The 19,976-nt window shown below is 64.0% G+C and carries 14 protein-coding genes and 6 pseudogenes; all 20 read right to left on the bottom strand.

What is annotated here, in order from left to right; all coding sequences use genetic code 11:
- Nucleotides 1-5: 5 nt before the first annotated feature.
- The 20 genes and pseudogenes from ftsZ to H9L14_RS10385 all read right to left on the bottom strand — a co-directional run bounded on the left by ftsZ (nucleotide 6) and on the right by H9L14_RS10385 (nucleotide 19,703).
- Nucleotides 6-1,403, bottom strand: coding sequence for a cell division protein FtsZ (ftsZ, locus tag H9L14_RS10300; protein ID WP_187708028.1), 1,398 nt, complete (start codon nucleotides 1,401-1,403; stop codon nucleotides 6-8).
- Between the two features lie 132 nt (nucleotides 1,404-1,535).
- Nucleotides 1,536-1,706: a hypothetical protein gene (locus tag H9L14_RS10305; protein WP_187708029.1), complete on the bottom strand. Its 171-nt coding sequence runs from the start codon at nucleotides 1,704-1,706 to the stop codon at nucleotides 1,536-1,538.
- Nucleotides 1,667-2,772 (bottom strand): annotated as a pseudogene (locus tag H9L14_RS17455) (MFS transporter). Before H9L14_RS17455 ends, H9L14_RS10305 begins: the two are co-directional and overlap by 40 nt.
- 33 nt (nucleotides 2,773-2,805) lie before the next feature.
- Complete coding sequence (ftsA, locus tag H9L14_RS10315; protein WP_187708030.1) at nucleotides 2,806-4,062, bottom strand: cell division protein FtsA; 1,257 nt, start codon at nucleotides 4,060-4,062, stop codon at nucleotides 2,806-2,808.
- 167 nt (nucleotides 4,063-4,229) lie between these two features.
- Nucleotides 4,230-4,985, bottom strand: coding sequence for a cell division protein FtsQ/DivIB (locus H9L14_RS10320; protein ID WP_187708031.1), 756 nt, complete (start codon nucleotides 4,983-4,985; stop codon nucleotides 4,230-4,232).
- Between the two features lie 4 nt (nucleotides 4,986-4,989).
- Nucleotides 4,990-5,927: pseudogene (locus H9L14_RS10325) on the bottom strand (D-alanine--D-alanine ligase).
- Complete coding sequence (murB, locus tag H9L14_RS10330) at nucleotides 5,924-6,817, bottom strand: UDP-N-acetylmuramate dehydrogenase (protein WP_246444093.1); 894 nt, start codon at nucleotides 6,815-6,817, stop codon at nucleotides 5,924-5,926. Before murB ends, H9L14_RS10325 begins: the two are co-directional and overlap by 4 nt.
- On the bottom strand, nucleotides 6,814-8,229 hold the full coding sequence (gene murC / locus H9L14_RS10335; protein WP_187708032.1) for a UDP-N-acetylmuramate--L-alanine ligase: 1,416 nt from the start codon (nucleotides 8,227-8,229) through the stop codon (nucleotides 6,814-6,816). The genes murB and murC overlap by 4 nt, the downstream gene beginning before the upstream one ends.
- A gap of 31 nt (nucleotides 8,230-8,260) precedes the next feature.
- Nucleotides 8,261-9,418, bottom strand: a pseudogene (gene murG / locus H9L14_RS10340) (undecaprenyldiphospho-muramoylpentapeptide beta-N-acetylglucosaminyltransferase).
- Nucleotides 9,415-10,637, bottom strand: a pseudogene (locus H9L14_RS10345) (FtsW/RodA/SpoVE family cell cycle protein). Before H9L14_RS10345 ends, murG begins: the two co-directional pseudogenes overlap by 4 nt.
- A pseudogene (gene murD, locus H9L14_RS10350) lies at nucleotides 10,634-11,934 on the bottom strand (UDP-N-acetylmuramoyl-L-alanine--D-glutamate ligase). The pseudogenes H9L14_RS10345 and murD overlap by 4 nt, the downstream one beginning before the upstream one ends.
- Complete coding sequence (mraY, locus tag H9L14_RS10355) at nucleotides 11,931-13,001, bottom strand: phospho-N-acetylmuramoyl-pentapeptide-transferase (RefSeq protein WP_187708033.1); 1,071 nt, start codon at nucleotides 12,999-13,001, stop codon at nucleotides 11,931-11,933. Before mraY ends, murD begins: the two are co-directional and overlap by 4 nt.
- A complete protein-coding gene (locus tag H9L14_RS10360) occupies nucleotides 12,989-14,374 on the bottom strand; it encodes a UDP-N-acetylmuramoyl-tripeptide--D-alanyl-D-alanine ligase (RefSeq protein ID WP_187708034.1) in 1,386 nt (461 codons plus the stop codon). The genes mraY and H9L14_RS10360 overlap by 13 nt, the downstream gene beginning before the upstream one ends.
- Nucleotides 14,371-15,797, bottom strand: a pseudogene (locus H9L14_RS10365) (UDP-N-acetylmuramoyl-L-alanyl-D-glutamate--2,6-diaminopimelate ligase). Before H9L14_RS10365 ends, H9L14_RS10360 begins: the two are co-directional and overlap by 4 nt.
- Before the next feature lie 5 nt (nucleotides 15,798-15,802).
- Nucleotides 15,803-16,822, bottom strand: a complete 1,020-nt coding sequence (locus tag H9L14_RS15985) for a peptidoglycan D,D-transpeptidase FtsI family protein (protein WP_246444095.1) — start codon at nucleotides 16,820-16,822, stop codon at nucleotides 15,803-15,805.
- A gap of 5 nt (nucleotides 16,823-16,827) precedes the next feature.
- Complete coding sequence (locus tag H9L14_RS15990) at nucleotides 16,828-17,070, bottom strand: hypothetical protein (protein WP_246444097.1); 243 nt, start codon at nucleotides 17,068-17,070, stop codon at nucleotides 16,828-16,830.
- The gene (locus H9L14_RS15995) at nucleotides 17,046-17,501 is read right to left on the bottom strand and encodes a penicillin-binding protein 2 (RefSeq protein ID WP_246444099.1); all 456 of its coding nucleotides are present in this window, start codon (nucleotides 17,499-17,501) and stop codon (nucleotides 17,046-17,048) included. The genes H9L14_RS15990 and H9L14_RS15995 overlap by 25 nt, the downstream gene beginning before the upstream one ends.
- Entirely contained in the window at nucleotides 17,498-18,253 is a 756-nt protein-coding gene (locus tag H9L14_RS10375) for a hypothetical protein (protein WP_187708035.1), read from the bottom strand. Before H9L14_RS10375 ends, H9L14_RS15995 begins: the two co-directional genes overlap by 4 nt.
- On the bottom strand, nucleotides 18,250-19,215 hold the full coding sequence (rsmH, locus tag H9L14_RS10380; protein ID WP_187708036.1) for a 16S rRNA (cytosine(1402)-N(4))-methyltransferase RsmH: 966 nt from the start codon (nucleotides 19,213-19,215) through the stop codon (nucleotides 18,250-18,252). Before rsmH ends, H9L14_RS10375 begins: the two co-directional genes overlap by 4 nt.
- Nucleotides 19,212-19,703, bottom strand: a complete 492-nt coding sequence (locus H9L14_RS10385; RefSeq protein WP_187708037.1) for a division/cell wall cluster transcriptional repressor MraZ — start codon at nucleotides 19,701-19,703, stop codon at nucleotides 19,212-19,214. The genes rsmH and H9L14_RS10385 overlap by 4 nt, the downstream gene beginning before the upstream one ends.
- Between the last annotated feature and the right edge of the window lie 273 nt (nucleotides 19,704-19,976).

Below are 19,976 nucleotides of genomic sequence, written 5' to 3' on the forward strand. Positions count from 1 at the left end.
CACGCCTACTGGTTGTTCTGCCGGTTCAAGAAACGCGGAATGTCGATCGGCTCGCGGCGATAGCTGGGAGTCGATTCGTCATCGTTGACCTGGGCCTGAGCAGCACCGCGAGCGATGTTCGACATGCGCTCGAACAAGGTCCCCGTTTCGCGAACCTTCGGCTTTTCCTCGGCCGGGGATTCTTCGGCGGTCAGATCTTCCTCGTCGATGGGCGGCTCGATCGGCGCGGAACCGACCGGCGTGGTCAGGACGTCGTCACTGTCGAGCAGCAGCTCATCACCGTCTTCCGCCTCGTCCGTAAGCTCAAGCGTATCCTCTTCGTCCGTCTCATCTTCCATCACGGGAGTCGGCGCAGAAATCGGAGTGATCGGAACGGCTGCGGCAGCCGTCGTCCGCGGAAAGGCGAAGACCTTGCCTGGCTGCGGCTGGGCAACAGCTTCGGCCTCGATGCCGGTCGCGACGACCGAGACGCGGATCTTGCCGTCCAGGTCGTTGTTGAACGCCGAGCCCCAGATGATGTTGGCATCGGGATCGACCAGTTCCTTGATGTGGCTGGCGGCCTCGTCGACCTCCATCAGGCGCATGTCCTCGCCACCGGTGATCGAGATAATGACGCCCTTTGCGCCCTTCATGCTGACACCGTCGAGCAGCGGGTTCGAAATCGCCTTTTCGGCGGCTTCGATGGCGCGGTTGTCGCCCGATGCTTCGCCGGTGCCCATCATCGCCTTGCCCATCTCTCCCATCACCGAGCGTACGTCGGCGAAATCGAGATTGATGAGGCCGGGCATGACCATCAGGTCGGTGATTCCGCGGACGCCCTGCTGGAGGACTTCGTCCGCCATCTCGAACGCTTCCTTGAAGGTCGTTTCGGAATTGGCGAGCCGGAACAGGTTCTGGTTCGGAATGACGATGAGCGTGTCGACGTGCTGCTGAAGCTCCTCAATGCCGGTATCGGCAGAGCGGCCGCGGCGAGCGCCTTCGAACGCGAAAGGCTTGGTCACGACGCCGACAGTCAGGATACCGCGGTCGCGAGCAGCCTTAGCAATGACCGGAGCTGCACCGGTGCCAGTGCCGCCACCCATTCCGGCGGCGATGAAGCACATGTGGGAGCCGTCGAGAGCGCGCTCGATATCCTCGAGCGTTTCTTCGGCGGCGGCACGTCCGATTTCCGGCCGCGATCCTGCACCCAAGCCCTGAGTGATTTTGAGGCCCAGCTGAATCCGACGGTCGGCCGTCGATGCGTTCAGCGCCTGGGCGTCCGTGTTGGCGACGATGAAATCGACGCCCTGCACGTCCGCGCGCATCATGTTGGCGACGGCGTTACCGCCGGCGCCACCGACGCCGATGACGCTGATGCGAGGCCGAAGTTCGTCGACTTCCGGCCGAATGAAATCGATGCTCATGGGTAAACCCCCTTCAAGCGCCGCTAGCGCGCTGATCCTCCACCACGAATCTTCTGAATCATCACGAGTCGCAAGCCAAGCGAAAAAGTTAACGCAGCTCGAAAAAAGTGAGGATTACGTGGCGCTAAAGACTCAGTTGGCCCGATGTTCCTCGTCCAAGTCGACCCGTTCGATTTTCGGGACGCCGATTGCCCACCAGAGTGCACCGATCGCCGCGATGGCCGCCGTAAGCACGAAGGCGCTGTTGTAGCCGGCCCGCTGGACTACGATGCCAGTGACGATCGGCCCGATGATCCCGGACAAATTGCCGATGGCGTTCTGCACGCCGACCCACGTCCCTGACGCACGGGACCAGCAAACATCTGCGCGACCGCATAAAGATTGAGCGACAGCGATGCGGAGGCGGCGCCCGCCAGGCACAACAGGATACCGATCGTCATGGCGCTGTGAGCGAAGGCCAATCCAAGGATGGCCCCCGCTGCGAACAATTGGCTGGCGACCATCATCCAACGCCGGCACGCAGCCTCCGAGCGACCCGAACGGGTCCACCAGTCTGAGAAATGTCCGTAGCCGAGGGCGCAGGCGCCCTGGACGGCGTAGCCGAGCGTCGCGAGCATGGTCATCTCACCGATGCTGAAACCCCGCGACTTGGTCAGGAACAAAGGCAGCCACGCGAGCAGGAAGTAGAAGCAGTAATTGCCCAGCGCGTGGACGATCGACATCGACCACAACGGCCATTTCTTCAGCAGCAAGGCCAGCGGTACGCGTGGGCCTTCGTCGGCATGCCCCGTCATCGGCAAGGCTTGGACGGTTTGCCGCCAGGGCAGCAGCCAGATGAGGGTCACGACCCCGAATACGAGAAAGATCGTCTGCCAGCCCCAGCTTCGGAGGATTAGTCCCCCGCCAGCGTTCCGGCGGCCGGACCCAGCGCGATCCCTGCGGCGATGGCCGCGTTGGCGATCCCCCGGCGTTCCGGCGGGACATGGCGCGCGATAATCTTGGAGCTGCCCGGAAAGGAGATGCTCTCGCCGACGCCCAGCATGATCCGAAGCACGAGGAGGGAAGCAAACCCGCCTGCGAAGCCCATCAGAAAGGTGCTTCCGGCCCAGATCAATATGCCGATGGCCATCAACTTGTAGACCGAGAAGCGGTCACACAGCCACCCGGCGAACAGCTGCACCGGCGCGTAGATCCAGAAGAAGGCCGAGAAGACGACGCCATACGCTTCTTCGGACAGGCCAAGGTCGGACTTCATCAGCGGCGCCGCGATGCCGATCGCACCGCGGTCGACGTAATTCAGGAAAATTGCCGCGCCGAGGAGGAGCACGAGCGCACTGGAGACGGGCTTCCGAGCTGCAAGCGTAGCCATTTGCACCCTCCCCCAAGCAAGCTGATTAAAAGCTTAGATTCCGCCCTTCATCGCGGCGATCAGGCGGCCGATCATTCCATTCGCCGGCTTCTTCTGCGTGATCTTGCCCATTGTTAGGTCGCGGATGTCGCCGCTTTGCGACGAGGCGAGGCAGGCGAGCCCGACAAGCGTCGAGAATGCGGGTCCGCTGTGCGCATCGGGCAATCCGGTCAGCTGCCTCGGGCGACCAACTCGGACGGATCGGCCGAGCACCCCCTGCATGTAATCGGCAATATTCTTGAGCTCGGCGCCGCCACCGGTGAGCACGACCTGACGACCGACCGGGCCGGTGAAGCCGAGGCTCTTGAGCGCCTCGTCGATCTTCGCCGTAAGCTCTTCGATGCGCTGACGGATGACGGTCATCAGCTGGGCACGAGTAATCCGCATCGGGTCGACACCCTCTTCGGTGCCCATCTGGCGCGCTTCGATCATCTCGTGATTGTCGCGCGGGCTCGTCATAGCCGAGCCGTAGAAGCACTTCAGCCGCTCGGCATCGCGACGCTGGACTCCGAAGGCGCAGGCGATGTCGTCAGTGATATCCTTCGCGCCAAGCGGAATCGACCGAAGGCCGAGCAGCATGCCACCAGCGTGGAGCGACACATTCGTGACTTCTGCTCCGAGCTCGACAAGTGCGACGCCGAGTTCACGCTCGTCTTCGGTCAGGCATGCCAAAGCGGCCGCGACGGGCGATGCGACGATCGCCTTCACACCGAGGTGGGCCGAGCGGATCACGTAATCGATATTGCGGAGCGGTGCGGGATCGGCCGCGACCACGTGAATGTCGACGCCAAGGCGATCGGCATGGAGGCCGATCGGGTTCTTCACGCCTTCGACGCCGTCGATCGTGTAGAGCGCGGGATGAGCGTGGAGCACCATCTGCCCGTTGCGGTCGATTGCGCTGCGGCCACCCATCAAAAGCTCATCGATGTCCGACTGCTCGACCTGGTGCCCGCCGAGCTCGACCTCAACGTTCGCAAGACCGCTCGAAAGACCGCCCGCGCCGAAGCTTGCCCAGACGTCCTCGATGGTCAGGCCCGACATGCGCTCGGCGAGTTCCACGGCTTCGCGAACCGCATGCTCGCCGGCTTCCATGTCCGTGACATAGCCGCGCTTGACGCCGCGGCTCTCGCGCTGGCCGGTGCCGAGCACCTGCAGCCGACCGTCATCCGTGCGCGTGCAAATGAGCGCACTGACCTTCGAAGAACCGATGTCGAGCGCTGCAATCAGGGGTTGGTCAGTCGGCGAAGCCACGGTTTGGGGTCAGCCCTCCGCCGGCGCTTGGCTGCTTGGCTCCGGCATGATCGCCTCTCCTGGCGCGCGCGGCAGCCGGACGGTCATCTTGCCTGGAATGCGAAGATCGAAGCGGACGAGGCCCCGACCAAGAAGACTCGACGACCGGTCGGCCTTTGCAAAGCGGGTCAGCGCGTCACGCGCGGCCTGCTCGCCTTCGGGAGAGCGACGGTCTCACCCGATTGGAAGCTCAGGTCCCAGCGACGGCCGCCAACCCAGGTCGCGGATGAAAGCTGCGCCTGGAGCGTGGGAGCGTCGGCAAGGATCGTCTTGAGCTCGCTTGCCCGCGCATTGGCGCCCGGGCCAATCACCAGCGGCAGGTCGGGCATCTTGTCGACCGGCACCCGATCGAGAACCACGCCCTCCGCGTCGATCAGCGCCAGTTGCTGGCGGTCCTGCCACAAGGCGGACGGAGTCCGTTCGACGATGTCGATTACAAGTGTGTCGGGGAGCCGCCGCGATACGCGCGCGTCCTTGACCCAGCCGAACCTGAGGAGCCTCTCGCGGATGGCCGACACGTCCACCAGCGGCTGCGCAGGCTTGGTCTCGCCGGCGGCGGACGCAGCGTTGCGAAGCTCATCGACGACAACCGCATCGATCAGCTTTCGGTCCATGTGCTTCAGGCCGACGATCTGGTAGCCGTCGACCCGGAAACCTGCGGTGCCGACAGCCTCGCCGGCCTCGAACGCGGCCTTGGCCGGAATGTCGAGCGCAATGGCGGCGGCTCCGGCCATCAGGACGAGGAAACTGGCGAAGCCGAGCGCGGCAAGCTTGTTCGCGCGCGCCTGGTCGACCGGAAGCCTCTTCGCGATCTTGGCGGGGACGCGGTTGGACGACTTGCGTTTCGTCTTCGCCCCTGATCCGCGCCGCATCCGCGCAGCCATTCGCCTACCCCTTCTTTCTCGCGAGCGCTTCCTCGATCAGGCGCTCGACCAACTCGCCGTAGCTGATGCCGCGTACCTTCGCCTGCTCTGGCACAAGGCTCAAGGGGTCATTCCGGGTTGTGTGTTGACTTCCAAAAGAAAAATGCCGGCTTCGCCCAGCTCGTCGTCCCAGCGGAAGTCTGAGCGCGAGGCGCCTCGGCAGCCGAGCAGGCGGTGCGCCTTCGCGGCCATGCCCATCATAGAGCGGGCGATATCGTCAGGGATCTGCGCCGGACAGACGTGCTCGGTCAGGCCGTCGGTATATTTGGAGTCGTAATCGTAGAAGCCTACCTTCGGCTTCAGCTCGGTCACCGCGAGCGCCTCGTCGTTCAGCACCGCGACGGTGAGTTCGTGACCCTTCACGAACGGCTCCGCGAGCAGGCTGTCGAAATGCTTCCACGGGCCCTCGACGTCGCGTCCGATCGGGCTGCCGTAATTGCTTTCGTCAGTGACGATGGCGACCCCAACGGAGGACCCTTCATTGACGGGCTTCAGGACGTAAGGCCGGGCCATTGGGTCCTCGCGGAACAGGCTCTCGCTCTCGACGATCTTGCCCGCCGGCATGCGAATGCCGTGAGGGACCAGCACCATCTTGGTGATCTCTTTGTCGATCGCGATCACGGACGTTTCGAGCCCGCTGTGGGTGTAGGGGATGCCCATCAGATCGAGCATGCCCTGGACCGTTCCGTCCTCCCCCGGTGTGCCGTGGAGAGCGTTAAACACGACGTCCGGCTTCAGCTCCTCGAGCCGGTGTGCAACGTTGCGGTCCATGTCGAGCTCGACGACGTTCGACCAGCCACGCTCGCGCAGCGCATTGGCGACGCCGCGCCCGCTGGTCAGCGAAACCTCGCGCTCGGACGACCAGCCGCCCATCAACACAACGACGCGCAAATCCTTGTTCATTCCCTGCCGATCCGCTGGATTTCCCATTCAAGGGTAATGCCGGAGTTTTCCAACACGCGGCGGCGGACTTCCTCGCCCAGCGCCTCGATGTCGGCGCTGGTCGCGCTACCGAGATTGAGCAGGAAGTTGCAATGCTTTTCCGAGACTTGGGCGTCGCCCATCGTCAGTCCACGGCACCCCGCCGCATCGACGAGCACCCACGCCTTGTGGCCCGGGGGATTCTTGAAGGTCGACCCGCCTGTGCGGCTGCGGAGCGGCTGCGATTCCTCGCGGGCACGGGCGATGGCGTCCATTTCCGCGCCGATCGCTTCAGGCTTGCCGGGCGATCCGCGAAAAGTCGCTTCAATGACGACGGCACCTTCGGGCAGCTCGCTGTGACGATAGGTGTAGCCAAACTTACCGAGCGGCCAGATCTCGACCGTTCCATCGCGAAGTGCGACGCGGGCCTCGATCAGAATGTCCTGGACCTCGCGGCCATAGGCGCCACCGTTCATGCGGACAAAGCCGCCGACGGTGCCGGGGATTCCGCGAAGGAACTCCATTCCGGCGATTCCGGCATCTCGGGCGGTCGACGAGACAAGTATCCCGCTCGCTCCGCCTCCGCAGCGCAGCGTCACGTCGTCGACCTTATCGATCTTCGAGAACCCCTTACCAAGGCGCACGACAACGCCCGGAACGCCGCCGTCGCGAACGATCATGTTCGACCCGAGCCCGAGCGCCATGACCGGCACATCGGTATCGAGCTCGCGAAGGAACTGGACCAGGTCGTCCTCGTCCTTCGGCTCGAACAACCACTGCGCGGTTCCGCCGCTCTTGAACCAGACGAGCGGTGCCAGCGGGGCATTCGGTGTCAGTCGGCCTTGGACGTGCGGCAGGGTGTCGACGCTCACTTGCTCGCTCTCGCTTTGCGAATTCCGTCGGCAAGAGAAGCCGCCCACTTGGTGATGTCGCCGGCTCCCATGCAGATGATGAGGTCGCCTGGCGCGGCGAGATCGCGAAGCGCCTGCGCCAGCTCGGCGGGATCGCTGACCGTCCGCACCATCCTGTGTCCGTGCGCGCGGAGACCCTCGGCCAACGCCTCTGAATCGACGCCCTCGATCGGCTGCTCGCCCGCCGCATAAACCGGAGTAACGAACACGATATCGGCATTGTTGAAGGCGTTCTGAAAGTCTTCCATCAGGTCATGGAGGCGCGTGAAGCGGTGGGGTTGCATCACCGCAATGACCCGCTGGTCGGCACTCTCCCGAGCCGCCGACAGGACCGCGCTGATTTCGACTGGATGATGCGCGTAATCGTCGATGATCACGCATCCGTCGACCTCGCCGACCTTGCTGAAGCGGCGCTTCACTCCATCGAAGCGGGCGAAGCCCTCGCGGATCTGCTCTTCCGGAATACCGAGTTCGAGTGCGACAGCGATGGCGGCAAGCGCATTCTGGATATTGTGCCGCCCGGGCATCGGAACGGAGATGCCTTCAATCGTCCGTCTTTCTCCATCGCGTCCGGAGACAATGACGTCGAACTTACTGCCGCCCGGACCCGCCACCGTGACATTGTCGGCGCGCAAATCGGCGAGTGCCGAAAAGCCGTAGGTGACGATCCTCCGGTCACGAATTCGCCCGATGACGTTCTGCACCTCGGGATGGTCCACGCACATGACCGCAAGACCGTAAAAGGGCACGTTCTCGATGAACTCGCAGTAGGCCTTCTTGACCTCCTCGAACCCTCCGTAATGCTCGAGATGTTCGGGATCGATGTTGGTAACGACCGCGATCGTCCCGTCGAGGCGAAGGAAGCTGCCGTCGCTCTCGTCGGCCTCGACCACCATCCAGTCGCTCTTTCCGAGGCGGGCGTTCGAACCGTAGCGGTTGATGATGCCGCCGTTGATGACGGTCGGGTCGAGCCCGCCAGCGTCGAGCATCGCCGCGACCATCGACGTCGTGGTCGTCTTGCCGTGCGTCCCGGCGACCGCGATCGTCTTTTGCATGCGCATCAGCTCTGCGAGCATCTCGGCGCGGCGGACGATGGGCAGGCGGCGCTCGACCGCGGCTTCAACCTCGGGATTGCCGCGGCTTACCGCGGAGGAAATCACGATGACGGCGGCGTCGCCCAGATTTTCGGCCTTCTGTCCGATGGCGACTGGAATACCAAGCTTGCGCAATCCTTCGACGACATAGCCTTCGGCAAGATCGGAGCCCTGCACCTTGTAGCCGATCTTGTGCATGACCTCGGCGATCCCGGACATGCCGATGCCACCAATGCCGACGAAGTGGATCGTCCCTATGTCGGTTCCCAAAGCCTTCATTTTTGAAGGCGTCCTATCAAAGACAGCGCCTTCATGCGGGGACGCCGTTCACCGGACCCTCCGATCGCACACGCGGGGTCAGCCCGAAACCGACTTCCATGGGCGCAAGACCGTCCGCGATGCGCTCGACCAAATCGGCGAGGTCGCGGGCCGCGTGGGCTTGCCAACCGAAAGAGCCCGGGATGCGGCGTTGATCAACGCCTGCGGATCCTCGGCCATAACCTCGATCTGCTTGGCCAATACCTTCGGAGTGAACAGAGGCTGGTGGATCATCCGGGCGCCGCCGGCTTCCGTAATGTCTCGGGCGTTCGCCGTCTGATGGTCGTCCGTCGCCTCCGGATAGGGAATGAGGATCGCGGGACGGCCCGCGGCGGTCAGCTCCGCGACGGTCGACGCGCCGGACCGCGCGATCACCAGATGCGCTTCGGCGAGCTTCGCCGGCATGTCCTCGATGTAGGTCATCAACTCGGCGGGAATCCCGAGCTTCGCATAATGGACGCGAACGTCGTCGATGTCGTCCGGACGGCACTGCTGCATGACCTGCAGGCGATGCCGGAGCGACGGCGATAGCATTCCAAGGCCTTCAGGCACGACCTTGCTCAGGACCGACGCACCCTGGCTTCCGCCCGTGACGAGGATCCTGAACGGTGCATATTCATCGAACGGGGGGAACGGCGCTTCGCCCAGCTTGGCGATGGCCTCGCGCACGGGATTTCCGACGAAGACGGTCTTCCCCCCAAATCGCGACTTCATCCGGTCGACATGGGTGTAAGCGGTCGCAATCGCAGCAGCGTCACCTGCGAGGAAGCGGTTGGCGCGACCAAGGACCGCATTCTGCTCGTGAAGGACGGTTGGAATGCCCGTCGAGGTTGCGGCGAGCAAAGCAGGAACCGCGGGATAGCCGCCGAAGCCGATGACCACGTCCGGGCGGTGATCCTTGTATATCGCCTTGGCTTCCCGCCGTCCGGCGAGCAGCGAGCGGACTCCACGGATCAGGCCGAGCGGGCTCTTCCGGAGTCGCCCTGCAGGAAGGATGTGCACCGGCACGCCCCGAACAGGCCGGGAAAGCGCGCGCCGCGATCGTCTGTGATCAGCAGCACGCCATGTCCGCGTTTCTTCAGTTCCGCAGCGAGTGCGTGCGCGGGACCATGTGACCCCCGGTGCCTCCTGCAGCCAAAACGAAATTCATGCGGTGACGCTCTCCCCGCTCCATTTCACGACATAGGGCGAGCGCGTCAGATACGGGTTTCGCCGCGTGAATGCGAGCAGCAAGCCCATGCCGATCGACAGGGCCAGCATCGAGCTTCCACCATAGCTTATGAACGGCAAGGTCATGCCCTTCGACGGGGCGATCTGCACGTTGACCGCCATGTTGATCAGCGCCTGCAGCCCGAACTCGATGGCGAGCCCTGCCGCCGCGAGGATCGCAAACGAGGATTCCTCGTCGAGCAGCTTGATCAGCACCCGCGCGACGATGGTCAGATAAAGGACTGCGATCACGAGGCAGGCGATCAGCCCGAACTCCTCGCCAATGACCGAGAAGATGTAATCAGTGTGTGGCTCAGGAAGCCCGAACTTCCGCGTGCCGGCGCCCGGACCCATGCCGAACAGGCCCCCGCCGTCAGGGTGCGCATTGCGTTCTCGACCTGGAAATTGTCGCCCTCGCCGAACAGGAAGCCGTCGATGCGGACGGTCGCCACCGGATAAAAGAAGTAAGCGAGGACGACGCCGACGAGGCCGGCAACACCAAGACCAACCAGGATGCGCATGTTGACGCCGGCAAGCGCGAGCAGCGCCAGCCACACGCATCCGAAGATGATGGTCGAGCCGAAGTCCGGCTGCTTCATCAGAAGCACCGCCACGACACCGGTCACCGCCGCCGACAGCCAGAAGACCGGAAGCGTCCTGTCCTGCTCCCGCAGCGACAACAGCCAAGCCATGGCGACAACGAAGAAGGGCTTCAGGAACTCCGACGGCTGGAGCTGGCCGATGCCGATGTCGATCCACCGCGTCGCGCCGTTCACTTCGGGACCGAGGATCGGCACGAAGGCGAGCAGGACGAGGAAGAAGGCCGCACCCGCGAGCGAAAAACGCTTCGCACGCTCGCGCGGCATCATCGAGATGGCGATCATCACCGGCAGGCCGACGCCGATCCACACGATCTGACGGTAGAAATAGTGAAGCTCGGAGAAGCGAACCGAGCCGCCGGAATAGCGCTGGCCCGCTGCGGGCGAAGCGGCAGCGACTGCGATCAGGCCGATACCGATAAGTGTCGCGATCAGCAGCAAAAGGACCTTGTCGATTTCCCAGAACCAGCGACCGACGGACGACGTGTCCGAGCGTCCGTAGCTGCTCGGGTCGAACCGCGCGGCCTTCGCCTTGATCTGTCCTGAAATGCTTCCGATCATAACGCCCCCACCAGGTCCCGGAACCTGTCACCCCTCTGCTCGAAGTCCTTGAACTGATCGAACGACGCGCAGGCGGGAGAGAGTAGAACGGTATCGCCCGACTGTGAATCCTTCGCAGCCCGATTCAGCGCATTTTCAAGCGTTTCACAGTTGGTCACCGGCATGTGCGGGGCAAGCAGCCGCGCGAACAATTCACCGGCCTCGCCAATCGTATAAGCGGAGCGGACGTGGCCGAAGTGCGGAGCGCATTCGTCGAGATTGTCCGTCTTCGCCTGCCCACCGAGGATCCAGCGGATTGACGGGAAAGCCGCGAGCGCAGGAGCGGTCGCGGTCGGGTTGGTCGCCTTGCTGTCGTTCACGAAGAGAATGCCGTCCATCTCGCGGACGCGCTCCATGCGGTGCGGCAGACCCGCGTAAGTCTCTAGCCCCTCAACGATCGTCGCGTAGGCGACGCCCAGGTGCCGGCAGACCGCTATCGCGCAGGCAATATTCTGCGCATTGTGCGGCCCTGAAGCGTGGGCAGGCTCGCCTGCTCGCCGACATCGCTGCCTCTCACGCAGATCAGTGTGTTGCGCAGCCAGAAGCCTTTCTCGCCGAGGCCCGAAGCAATGGCTCGCGTCTGATCGTCGTCCTCGGCAATGACGGCCGCGTGACTCTCGGTCTCCAACTGCATCTCGAATAGCCGAGCCTTCGACGCTGCGTAGGCCTCGAAGCTCTCGTAGCGATCGAGATGATCGGGCGTGATGTTGAGCAGGACCGCAACGTCGCAGTTCAGGCTCTGCGTCAGGTCGATCTGATAGCTCGACAGCTCAAGCACATAGACGCCGCCTTCCGGCAGCGGGTCCTGGGAGAGGATCGGAAGGCCGATGTTGCCGCCCATCGTCGTCGGCAAGCCTGCGGTCTTGAGGATGTGATGGATGAGCGCGGTTGTCGTCGACTTGCCATTGGTGCCGGTGATGCCAACGACCTTGTGCAGCGGAAGCTCGGGCCGGGCGCGAGCAAAAAGCTCGATGTCGCCGATGATCTCGACGCCGGCCTCGCGGGCGCGCTGGGCGATCGGGTGGCGGTTGAGCGGCAGGCCCGGCGTAACCACCAAGCTATCGAATTGGGTCAGGTCCGCTTCGTCGAGATAGGCGATCTCAGTGCCGGCGGGCGCCTTCGCCCTCGCTTCAACCTTGGCGTCCCACGCAGTGACCCGAGCGCCGCTGGCAAGCAGGGCCCCGGCCGTCGACAGCCCGGACCGCGCCAGACCGTAGACCGCATAATGTTTGCCGCCGAAGGCCTTGGCGGTGATCACCGCAGCTTGAGTGTGCTCAGCCCGGCGAGCGCCAGGATGAAGCTGACGATCCAGAAGCGGATGACGACGGTCGGCTCGGACCAGCCGAGATGTTCGAAATGGTGGTGGATCGGCGCCATTCTGAAGACACGCTTTCCGGTGCGCTTGTAGACCACGACCTGGATCACGACCGACGCCGCCTCGAGTACGAACAGGCCACCAATGATCACCAGTACGAACTCGTGGTGCGTCGCCACCGCGACCGCTCCCAGTGCTCCGCCGAGCGCGAGGCTGCCGGTGTCGCCCATGAAGACTGCAGCGGGCGGCGCGTTGAACCAGAGGAAGGCTAGCCCGGCTCCAACGATGGCGAGGCATAGAACCGTCAGATCGCCAACGCCGAGGATGTGCGGGATGCCGAGATATTCGGCGAATTTCGCGTTCCCGACGAGGTAGGCGATGATCAGGAAGGCGATCGACGCGATGATCACCGGCATGGTCGCCAGGCCATCGAGACCATCGGTCAGGTTCACTGCATTGCCGAAAGCCACGATCACGAACGCCCCGAACGCGATGTAGAACCAGCCGAGGTTCATCACCGGCCCTTGCACGAACGGCAGATAGAGGTTCGTATTGCCCTGGCGAACGAGGAGCCAGGTCGCGAAACCCGCGATCAGGAATTCGAGCACCAGCCGCGTCTTGCCGGAAAGACCCGCGTGGTGAGCCTTCTTCACCTTGTCGTAGTCGTCGAGGAAGCCGATCAACCCGAACCCGCCGGTCACCAGCAGAACCGCCCAGACGTAAGGGTTGCGAAGGTCCATCCACAGCAGGACTGACGTCGCCATCGAGATCAGGATCAGCAGGCCGCCCATCGTGGGAGTGCCGCGCTTGGCGAGGTGGCTCTGCGGCCCGTCGGCGCGAATCGGTTGGCCCTTCCCTTGCCGAACGCGCAGGTACGAAATGAGCCAGGGGCCGAGGACTAGCCCGATCAAGAGCGCGGTCGCGCTCGCCGCGCCCGCCCGAAAGCTGATGTAGCGAATGAGGTTGAGGACGCCCGGGAACCCAAGCTGTTCAGCAATCAGATAGAGCATGCAACGCCCTCTTTGACGCGCTCGACCAGCTTCGCAAGGCCAACAGAGTTGGAAGCCTTCACCAGCACGGCGTCACCCGGCTTCAACATCGACAGCAAGGCCTCGGCCGCTTCGTCCACGTCCTTCGCTAGATCAAGCCCGACCCTACCGACGATCTTCTCGGCAAGCGGGCGCATCTCATCGCCAATCAGGATCACCCGGTCGACATGCGCATCCAGGATCGCAGGAGCGAGGCCGGCATGCAGATCGTCGCTGTGGCTCCCGAGCTCGCGCATCGGGCCAAGGACGGCAATGCGCCGGTCTATATCGCGCTCGGCGCCGAGGCTCTTCAGCGTCGCCGCCATAGACGCGGGATTGGCGTTGTAGCTTTCGTCGATCAGCAGGAACTTGCCGCCGTCGAGTTGGACCTGATGGCGCTCACCGCGGCCCTTGAGGCCGCCTAGGTCCGCAAGCGCCAGCCCGGCAACGCCGACGTCGAGGCCGAGCGCTTCGACGACAGCGAGGACCGCGAGCGCGTTCGACACCCAATGCTCGCCGCGCTGGGAGATGGTGAAGGTCACTTCGCTTTCGAGAAGCGCCGCGGTGATCAGGCTGCCGCCCTCCGATGAGCGGACGGCATGGAGCGCATGGACGTCCGCGTCGCCGGAACCGAAGGTCAGGATCTGGTCGGCATGTCGCCGAGCCGCACGGACCAGCCGATCGCGGTGCGGCGTGTCGTTCGGAACGATCGCAATACCTTCGGGCTCAAGGCCTTCGAAGATCTCGCCCTTGGCGTCGGCGATCGCTTCTTCCGAACCGAGGTTCTCGATGTGCGCGGGCGCGATTGCGGTGATGAGCGCGACGTGCGGGCGTACCATGCGGGTCAGCGCGGCGATCTCGCCTTTGTTGTTCATGCCCATTTCGAGCACCGCGAACTCGGCTTCGCGCGGCATGCGCGCGAGGCTGAGCGGCACGCCGGTATGGTTGTTGTAGCTCTTGACCGAGCGGTGGGCCCTGCCTCCGCTGATGCGGTCGAGAGCGGCGAAAAGCGCTTCCTTCGTGCTGGTCTTGCCGACCGAACCGGTCACTCCGACGATCCGCGCTTTCGAACGGTCGCGCGACGCACGACCCAGGTCCTCGAGCGCTCTTGCAGTGTCCCCGACCAGCACGTGCGGACCGTCGACGGGATGCGATACGATTGCGCCCGCCGCGCCGGCGGCGAATGCGCCCTCGACGAACTTGTGACCGTCGTAGACCGTGCCCGGCATCGCGACGAAGAGATCGCCCGGCTGCACCTCGCGGCTGTCGAAGGTCACGCCAGTAACTTCGAACGACGTGCTTGCGCGGCCGCCGGTCGCGGTCTCAATCTCGGCGGAGGTCCAGAGCACGCTCATGCCGCGCACTCCCGGGCAACGAGCGCATCGTCGAATGGCAGGATGCGTTGGCTCGAGCCCGCGCCGATAATCTGGCCCGTCTCATGCCCCTTGCCGGCCAGCAGGATGATATCTCCCTGTACGGCCATTCGGATGGCCTCGGCGATTGCTTCGCGACGACCGCCGATCTCCAGCGCTCCAGGCGCGCCGGCCATGACTTCGGAGCGGATCTTCGCCGCATCCTCGCCGCGCGGATTGTCGTCGGTGACGATGACCACGTCGGAAAGCTTCGCCGCGACTGCGCCCATCTCCGGCCTCTTACCCTGGTCGCGATCGCCACCGGCGCCGAAGACGGTGATCAGTCTGTTGCTGACATGCGGGCGAAGCGCCGCGATCGCCGCTTCGAGCGCGTCCGCCGTGTGCGCATAGTCGACGTAGACCGGCGCGCCTGCACGGCTGATCACCGCTCGCTCGAGCCGCCCGCGAACTGGCGCGAGCCGCTGCATCGCCGAGAAGACGCTTTCGAAATTGCTGCCTGTCGCCATTGCTAGCCCCGCCGCGACCAATACGTTGGACGCCTGGTACGCACCGATCAAAGGCAGAGCGAGGCGATACGTTCCGTCGCCGTGCCGAATGACTAGGTTCTGGCCGAGCGCCGTGGGGTTCTGCTCGATCAGCTGGATGAACTCGCCCGCCCGGCCGACCGTCATCGGTTCGATCCCGCGACGGCGAACGTGCTCGATCACCTCGGCCGACTTGCGATCGTCGGTCCAGATCACCGCCGCCCCGTCCGCGGGAAGAAGCTCGTCGAACAGCCGCATCTTGGCTGCGAAATAGGCGTCCATCGATGAGTGATAGTCGAGATGGTCGCGGCTGAAGTTGGTGAAGGCCACCGCCTTCAGCGCCACACCCTCCGCGCGGTGCTGGTCGAGTCCATGCGACGACGCCTCGTAGGCGACATGGGTAATCCCCATGCGCTTGAGGCCGGCCATATTGTTGAGGAAGGTGACGATGTCGGGCGTCGTCAGGCCCGTCTTCACCTGATCGTCGGAGGTGGTGACGCCGAGCGTCCCGATCGACGCCGAGCGATGGCCGGCCATTCGCCACAGCTGGCGCGTCATCTCGACCGTCGAGGTCTTGCCGTTGGTGCCGGTCACCGCGACGACCGTTTCCGGATAGGGGCCGTAGAAGCGCGACGCGAGCTGAGCGAACAGCCGTCGGGGTTCTCGTCGGTAAGATGCGGGATACGGGGGACCGATGCCTCTTCGCGGGCCACGACGGCTACGGCCCCGCGCTCTACCGCTTCGCCGATGAAGTCCTCGCCGTTGAATACGGCTCCCTTGAACGCACCGAAGACGCTGCCCTTCGCCACTTTCCGGTGGTCGATGGCAAAACCCGTCACTTCTGAATCGCTATCGACGCCCGCGAGATCGCGTAGTTTCACGTTGTTTAGTGCTTTGCTTCTTCGTGAACGTAAGGGAGCACGAGCGACATGTCGGGCTCGCGATTCTTGTCGGGCCGGACGCCGAGCATCGGTGCAATTCGGCTGACCGCCGCGCCGAACGCAGGACCGACGTTCCAGGCGGCCGTACGGAATCCAAAGGTTTCCGGTAGTGCTTTTGGTTCGTCCAGCATCATCACCATCACATAGCGCGGCTCATCCATCGGGAACACACCCGCGAAGCTGGTAACCAACAGTGACCGGTTCTCGTACTTCTCGGCCGATCCGGTCTTGCCGCCGACACGATAGCCGGGCGCATCCGCCTTCTTGCCGGTGCCCTCGGTGACAACCAGCCGTAGGAGCGATCGCATCTTGTAGCTGGTCTCTTCCGTAAAGACACGGTGGCCCTTGCCCGTCGCGTGACCCCGGTCGACCTTGAGCAAGGTGGGCGGGCGGTAGACTCCGCCGTTGAACAGGGTCGCGTAGCCGCTGGCCAGATGGAGCGGGCTGACTGCAAGGCTGTGCCCGAAACCGATCGTCATGACGTCGAGGGGACCCCAATCGCGAGGCAGGATTGGCCGGCCTTTCTCAAGAAGTTCGACCTCGCTCCTTTTCAGGAAGCCCATCTTGTCGAGGAATGCACGCTGGCGAGTGGCGCCGACTTCGGCGGCGATCTGCGCAGAGCCGATGTTCGAGCTTTCCTTCATGATCTCGGCGACCGAGCAAGCGCGTCCGTACGGATGCGTGTCGTGGATGACCTTCCCATAGGCAGGGAAGTCGTGCGGGCAGTTGTACATCTTGCCGAAGCTCTTGATGATCCCGCTGTCCATCGCCATCGCGACCGTGAAGGGCTTGAACGTCGAGCCAAGCTCAAAGACGCCGAGAGTGGCGCGATTGAAACGCGCCTCGTCCGTCCCCTGACCTGCCGCATTTGGGTTGAGCTGCGGAAGCGAGGTCAAGGCCAGCACCTCGCCAGTGTGGATGTCCATGATCACGCCCGCCGCACCCTTCGCGGAGAACTTCGTCATGGCCGTCAGCAACTCATGCTCCATCGCCTGCTGGATACGGCGGAGATCGAGAGCTGCAGCGGCTGGCCGCGGGTTGCGGGGTCGGACAATCGCTTGTCGTAGGCGCGCTCCATGCCTGCGACGCCATGGCCGTCGATCGTGGTGTAGCCGATCACGTGGGCGGCAAGGCTGGTCTGCGGGTAAAGACGATCCGGTTCGCGCTCCAGGGCAATGCCTGGCTCGCCTAAAGCATTGACCGCCTCGACCACTCCCGGGCGGCGCGGCGGCGCAGATAGTAGAAGCTCTTGCCCGACCTGAGCATGGCGAAATATGCCGCCTCGTCACGCTCCGGCATGAGCCGCGCCAGGTTGCGGGCCAGCTCCAGTTTGTCGCCGATGACCTTCTTCGGCCAAAGCCCGATGGTCCAGGCGTCCATCGTCTGGGCGAGCGGCACGCCGTCGCGGTCGATGATGTCGCCTCGCTCCGGTACAAGTGAGGTTATTCCGCGCTTGGCGCCGGCATGGTCGCCGAAGGCCGCGAGGTAGAGGATCCTCAAGACAATGAGGGCAATGACACCGGCATAGACCAGCAGGCCGAACATCAGCCGCTGGTGCATCATGGTCAGAATCTGCCGTCGCTGCCCGACAAGTCGGAGCCGCTCGGGCCGTGGTGCGACGAGAGCGGGCGTCGGTGCGTTCATCGAGCCGTGCCGGATTCCTTGGTCATTTTCTTCGACTTGGCAGCCGTGGGAAGCGGCGCCAGCGGGTCGACTCTGGCGACGCGAATTGGCTTTGTCACCGGCTTTGCGAACGCTTCGAGCGCCTTATCCCCAGCTTTCTTTTCCTTCGATTCCGGCTTCGCTTCTGCGGCCTTTACGGGCTTGCGTTCGGACGTCTTGGCAGGCGTCGCAATCCTGGCCGAAGGCGGCTTCACAACGGACTCAGACACCTTGTGCGGCTTCGGCAACGGCGCCGTCTCTGCGACAGGCATTGTCTCGCGGATCGGAACCCTGAGGCTCGCCTCACGCATAAGCTTGGCCGCAGGCAAGGAGACACCCGCGCCATCCGCCACCGGCTCGCCCTCCTCGAGCGGAGCGGATTGGGGATGCGGCGCGGGCGCCGAGGCAAGCACAACAGGAGCTTCGACAGCCTGGGTGGGCTCGGGTCGTCCGAGCCGGGCCAGCTGGAAGCCGCCTTCGAGGAATTGGTCGGCAGACGGGGCCGACAGAGCGAGAACCTTGACGTTCCAGCGTTCGAGCTGAGCCATGCGCCCGCGGGTGCCGATCTCCGTCTGGAGCAGGCGGATGTCACGCTGGGCGAGCACAATCTTGGTCTCGACGTCCTCCAGGGACGCGCGCTCCGAAGCGACGTTGAGCGACACGAGATAGCAAGTCAGTGCAGCACCGGCGCACGTCGCAACCATGAACACCGAGCGGAAGCTGCGGGCGCTCATTTTCTCTCTCCTGCATTTTTCTGCCAAGCGGGAGCTCCGGTACGAATGGCGCTGCGCAGGCGCGCGGAGCGCGACCGCGGATTGCGCACGATCTCGGCCTCGGAAGGGCTGACCGGCTTGGCGACTTTCTCGAAAGTTGGTGCGGGGCCTTGAACTACGACTGGACGGTGACGCGACCCCGCTGGCGTCGCGCCGCTGCGTTCACGGAAGAAGCGCTTCACGATGCGGTCCTCGAGACTGTGAAAGGTGACCACTGCGAGCCGGCCGCCGGGCTTGAGCGAGCGCTCGGCCGCAGCAAGGCCACCCTCGAGCTCATCGAGCTCGGCGTTCAAATGAATGCGGATCGCCTGGAAGGTCCGCGTCGCCGGGTCGCTCTTCTGCCCCTGGCGATAGCCGACTGCGCGACGGACAATCGCCGCAAGCTCGCCGGTCCGCTCGATCGGGCGGTTGGCGACGATTGCACGTGCGATGGAGCGAGCGCGCGGCTCCTCGCCATATTCGCGCAGGATCCGCGCAATCTCGGCCTCGTCGGCCTCGTTGACGAAGTCGGCGGCGGTCGGCCCCGATCTTTCCATGCGCATGTCGAGCGGACCGTCGGCCGAGAAGGAAAAGCCGCGGTCCGCTCTGTCCAGTTGCATCGAAGAGACGCCGATATCGAGCGTGATGGCATCGACGAGGCCAATGCTCCGTTCGCCAAGCACGCGGTCCATCTGGCTGAACCGTTCTTCGACGAGCGTCAGATTGGTGTCCGGGACGAGCGATCTGCCAGCTGCGATCGCATCGGGGTCACGATCGAAAGCAATCACTCGTCCCGCCCCCACCCGAAGCAGCGCGCGCGTGTAGCCGCCTGCTCCAAAAGTGCCGTCGACCGCCGTTTCGCCCGGCTGGATCGCCATGGCGGTCAACACTTCGTCGAGAAGCACCGGCACGTGCGGTGCTTGTGCAGCGCCGCGGCCGGTCATGCCTTCAGCCCCTTCTCTTCGAGGCGGAAGCGCGCGATGTCCTTCATGTCCTCGGGAATGCGGGCATCCTTGAGAAACAGGGTCGGATTCCAGATCTGGAAGGTCTCGCCGGCACCTAGGAACAGCGCGAGCTCAAGAAGCTCGCCCTTCCGGCGCATCATCGGCGGAAGAACGATACGGCCCGATGGGTCGTACGGGACCTCTTCGGTGGCCGCGAACGCCATCAGGTTGCGCTGCTGATATTCCAGTTGCGCTTCGGGGCTCGTCTCTTCCTTTTCGAGCAGTCGCTCCAGCTTCGCGTGCTTCAGAGCGGCGTACGCGGGGTCGTAGGCGCTGAGGCAGGGGAAGGCGTCATGCTTCGCGAGGACGATTGTGCGGGAATCGCCTCGGCGTTCGATCACGGAGCGCAAGAAGGAGGGTACGGAAACGCGACCCTTCGCGTCCACCGCGTTCAGCGCACTGCCCTGGAACAGATGCTCAAGCGCCACAAACCACTCCCCGTTCGCAGCGCAAAGCTTCCCCGTTCGCGGGACGCGGCATCGCCGCGCCTCCGGCGCCAAAACACAGGCAAAGGGTTAGCCCCGCACTACAGAGTGTTGGTAACTCAACAGCTATGGGACACAATGGATTTTGATGCCATTTCGTGGGTTTTCATGCCCAATGGCGGAATTCTGCGGCTTTTTTACCTCAGTTTCGCGGGATGTTCTTATCCTGTTCTGTCGTTCTTAACCTGTGGATAACTCTGTGCGCAGACCGAATCG

The sequence above is a fragment of the Sphingomonas sediminicola genome, from assembly GCF_014489515.1.
Classification (GTDB): Bacteria; Pseudomonadota; Alphaproteobacteria; order Sphingomonadales; family Sphingomonadaceae; genus Sphingomicrobium; species Sphingomicrobium sediminicola.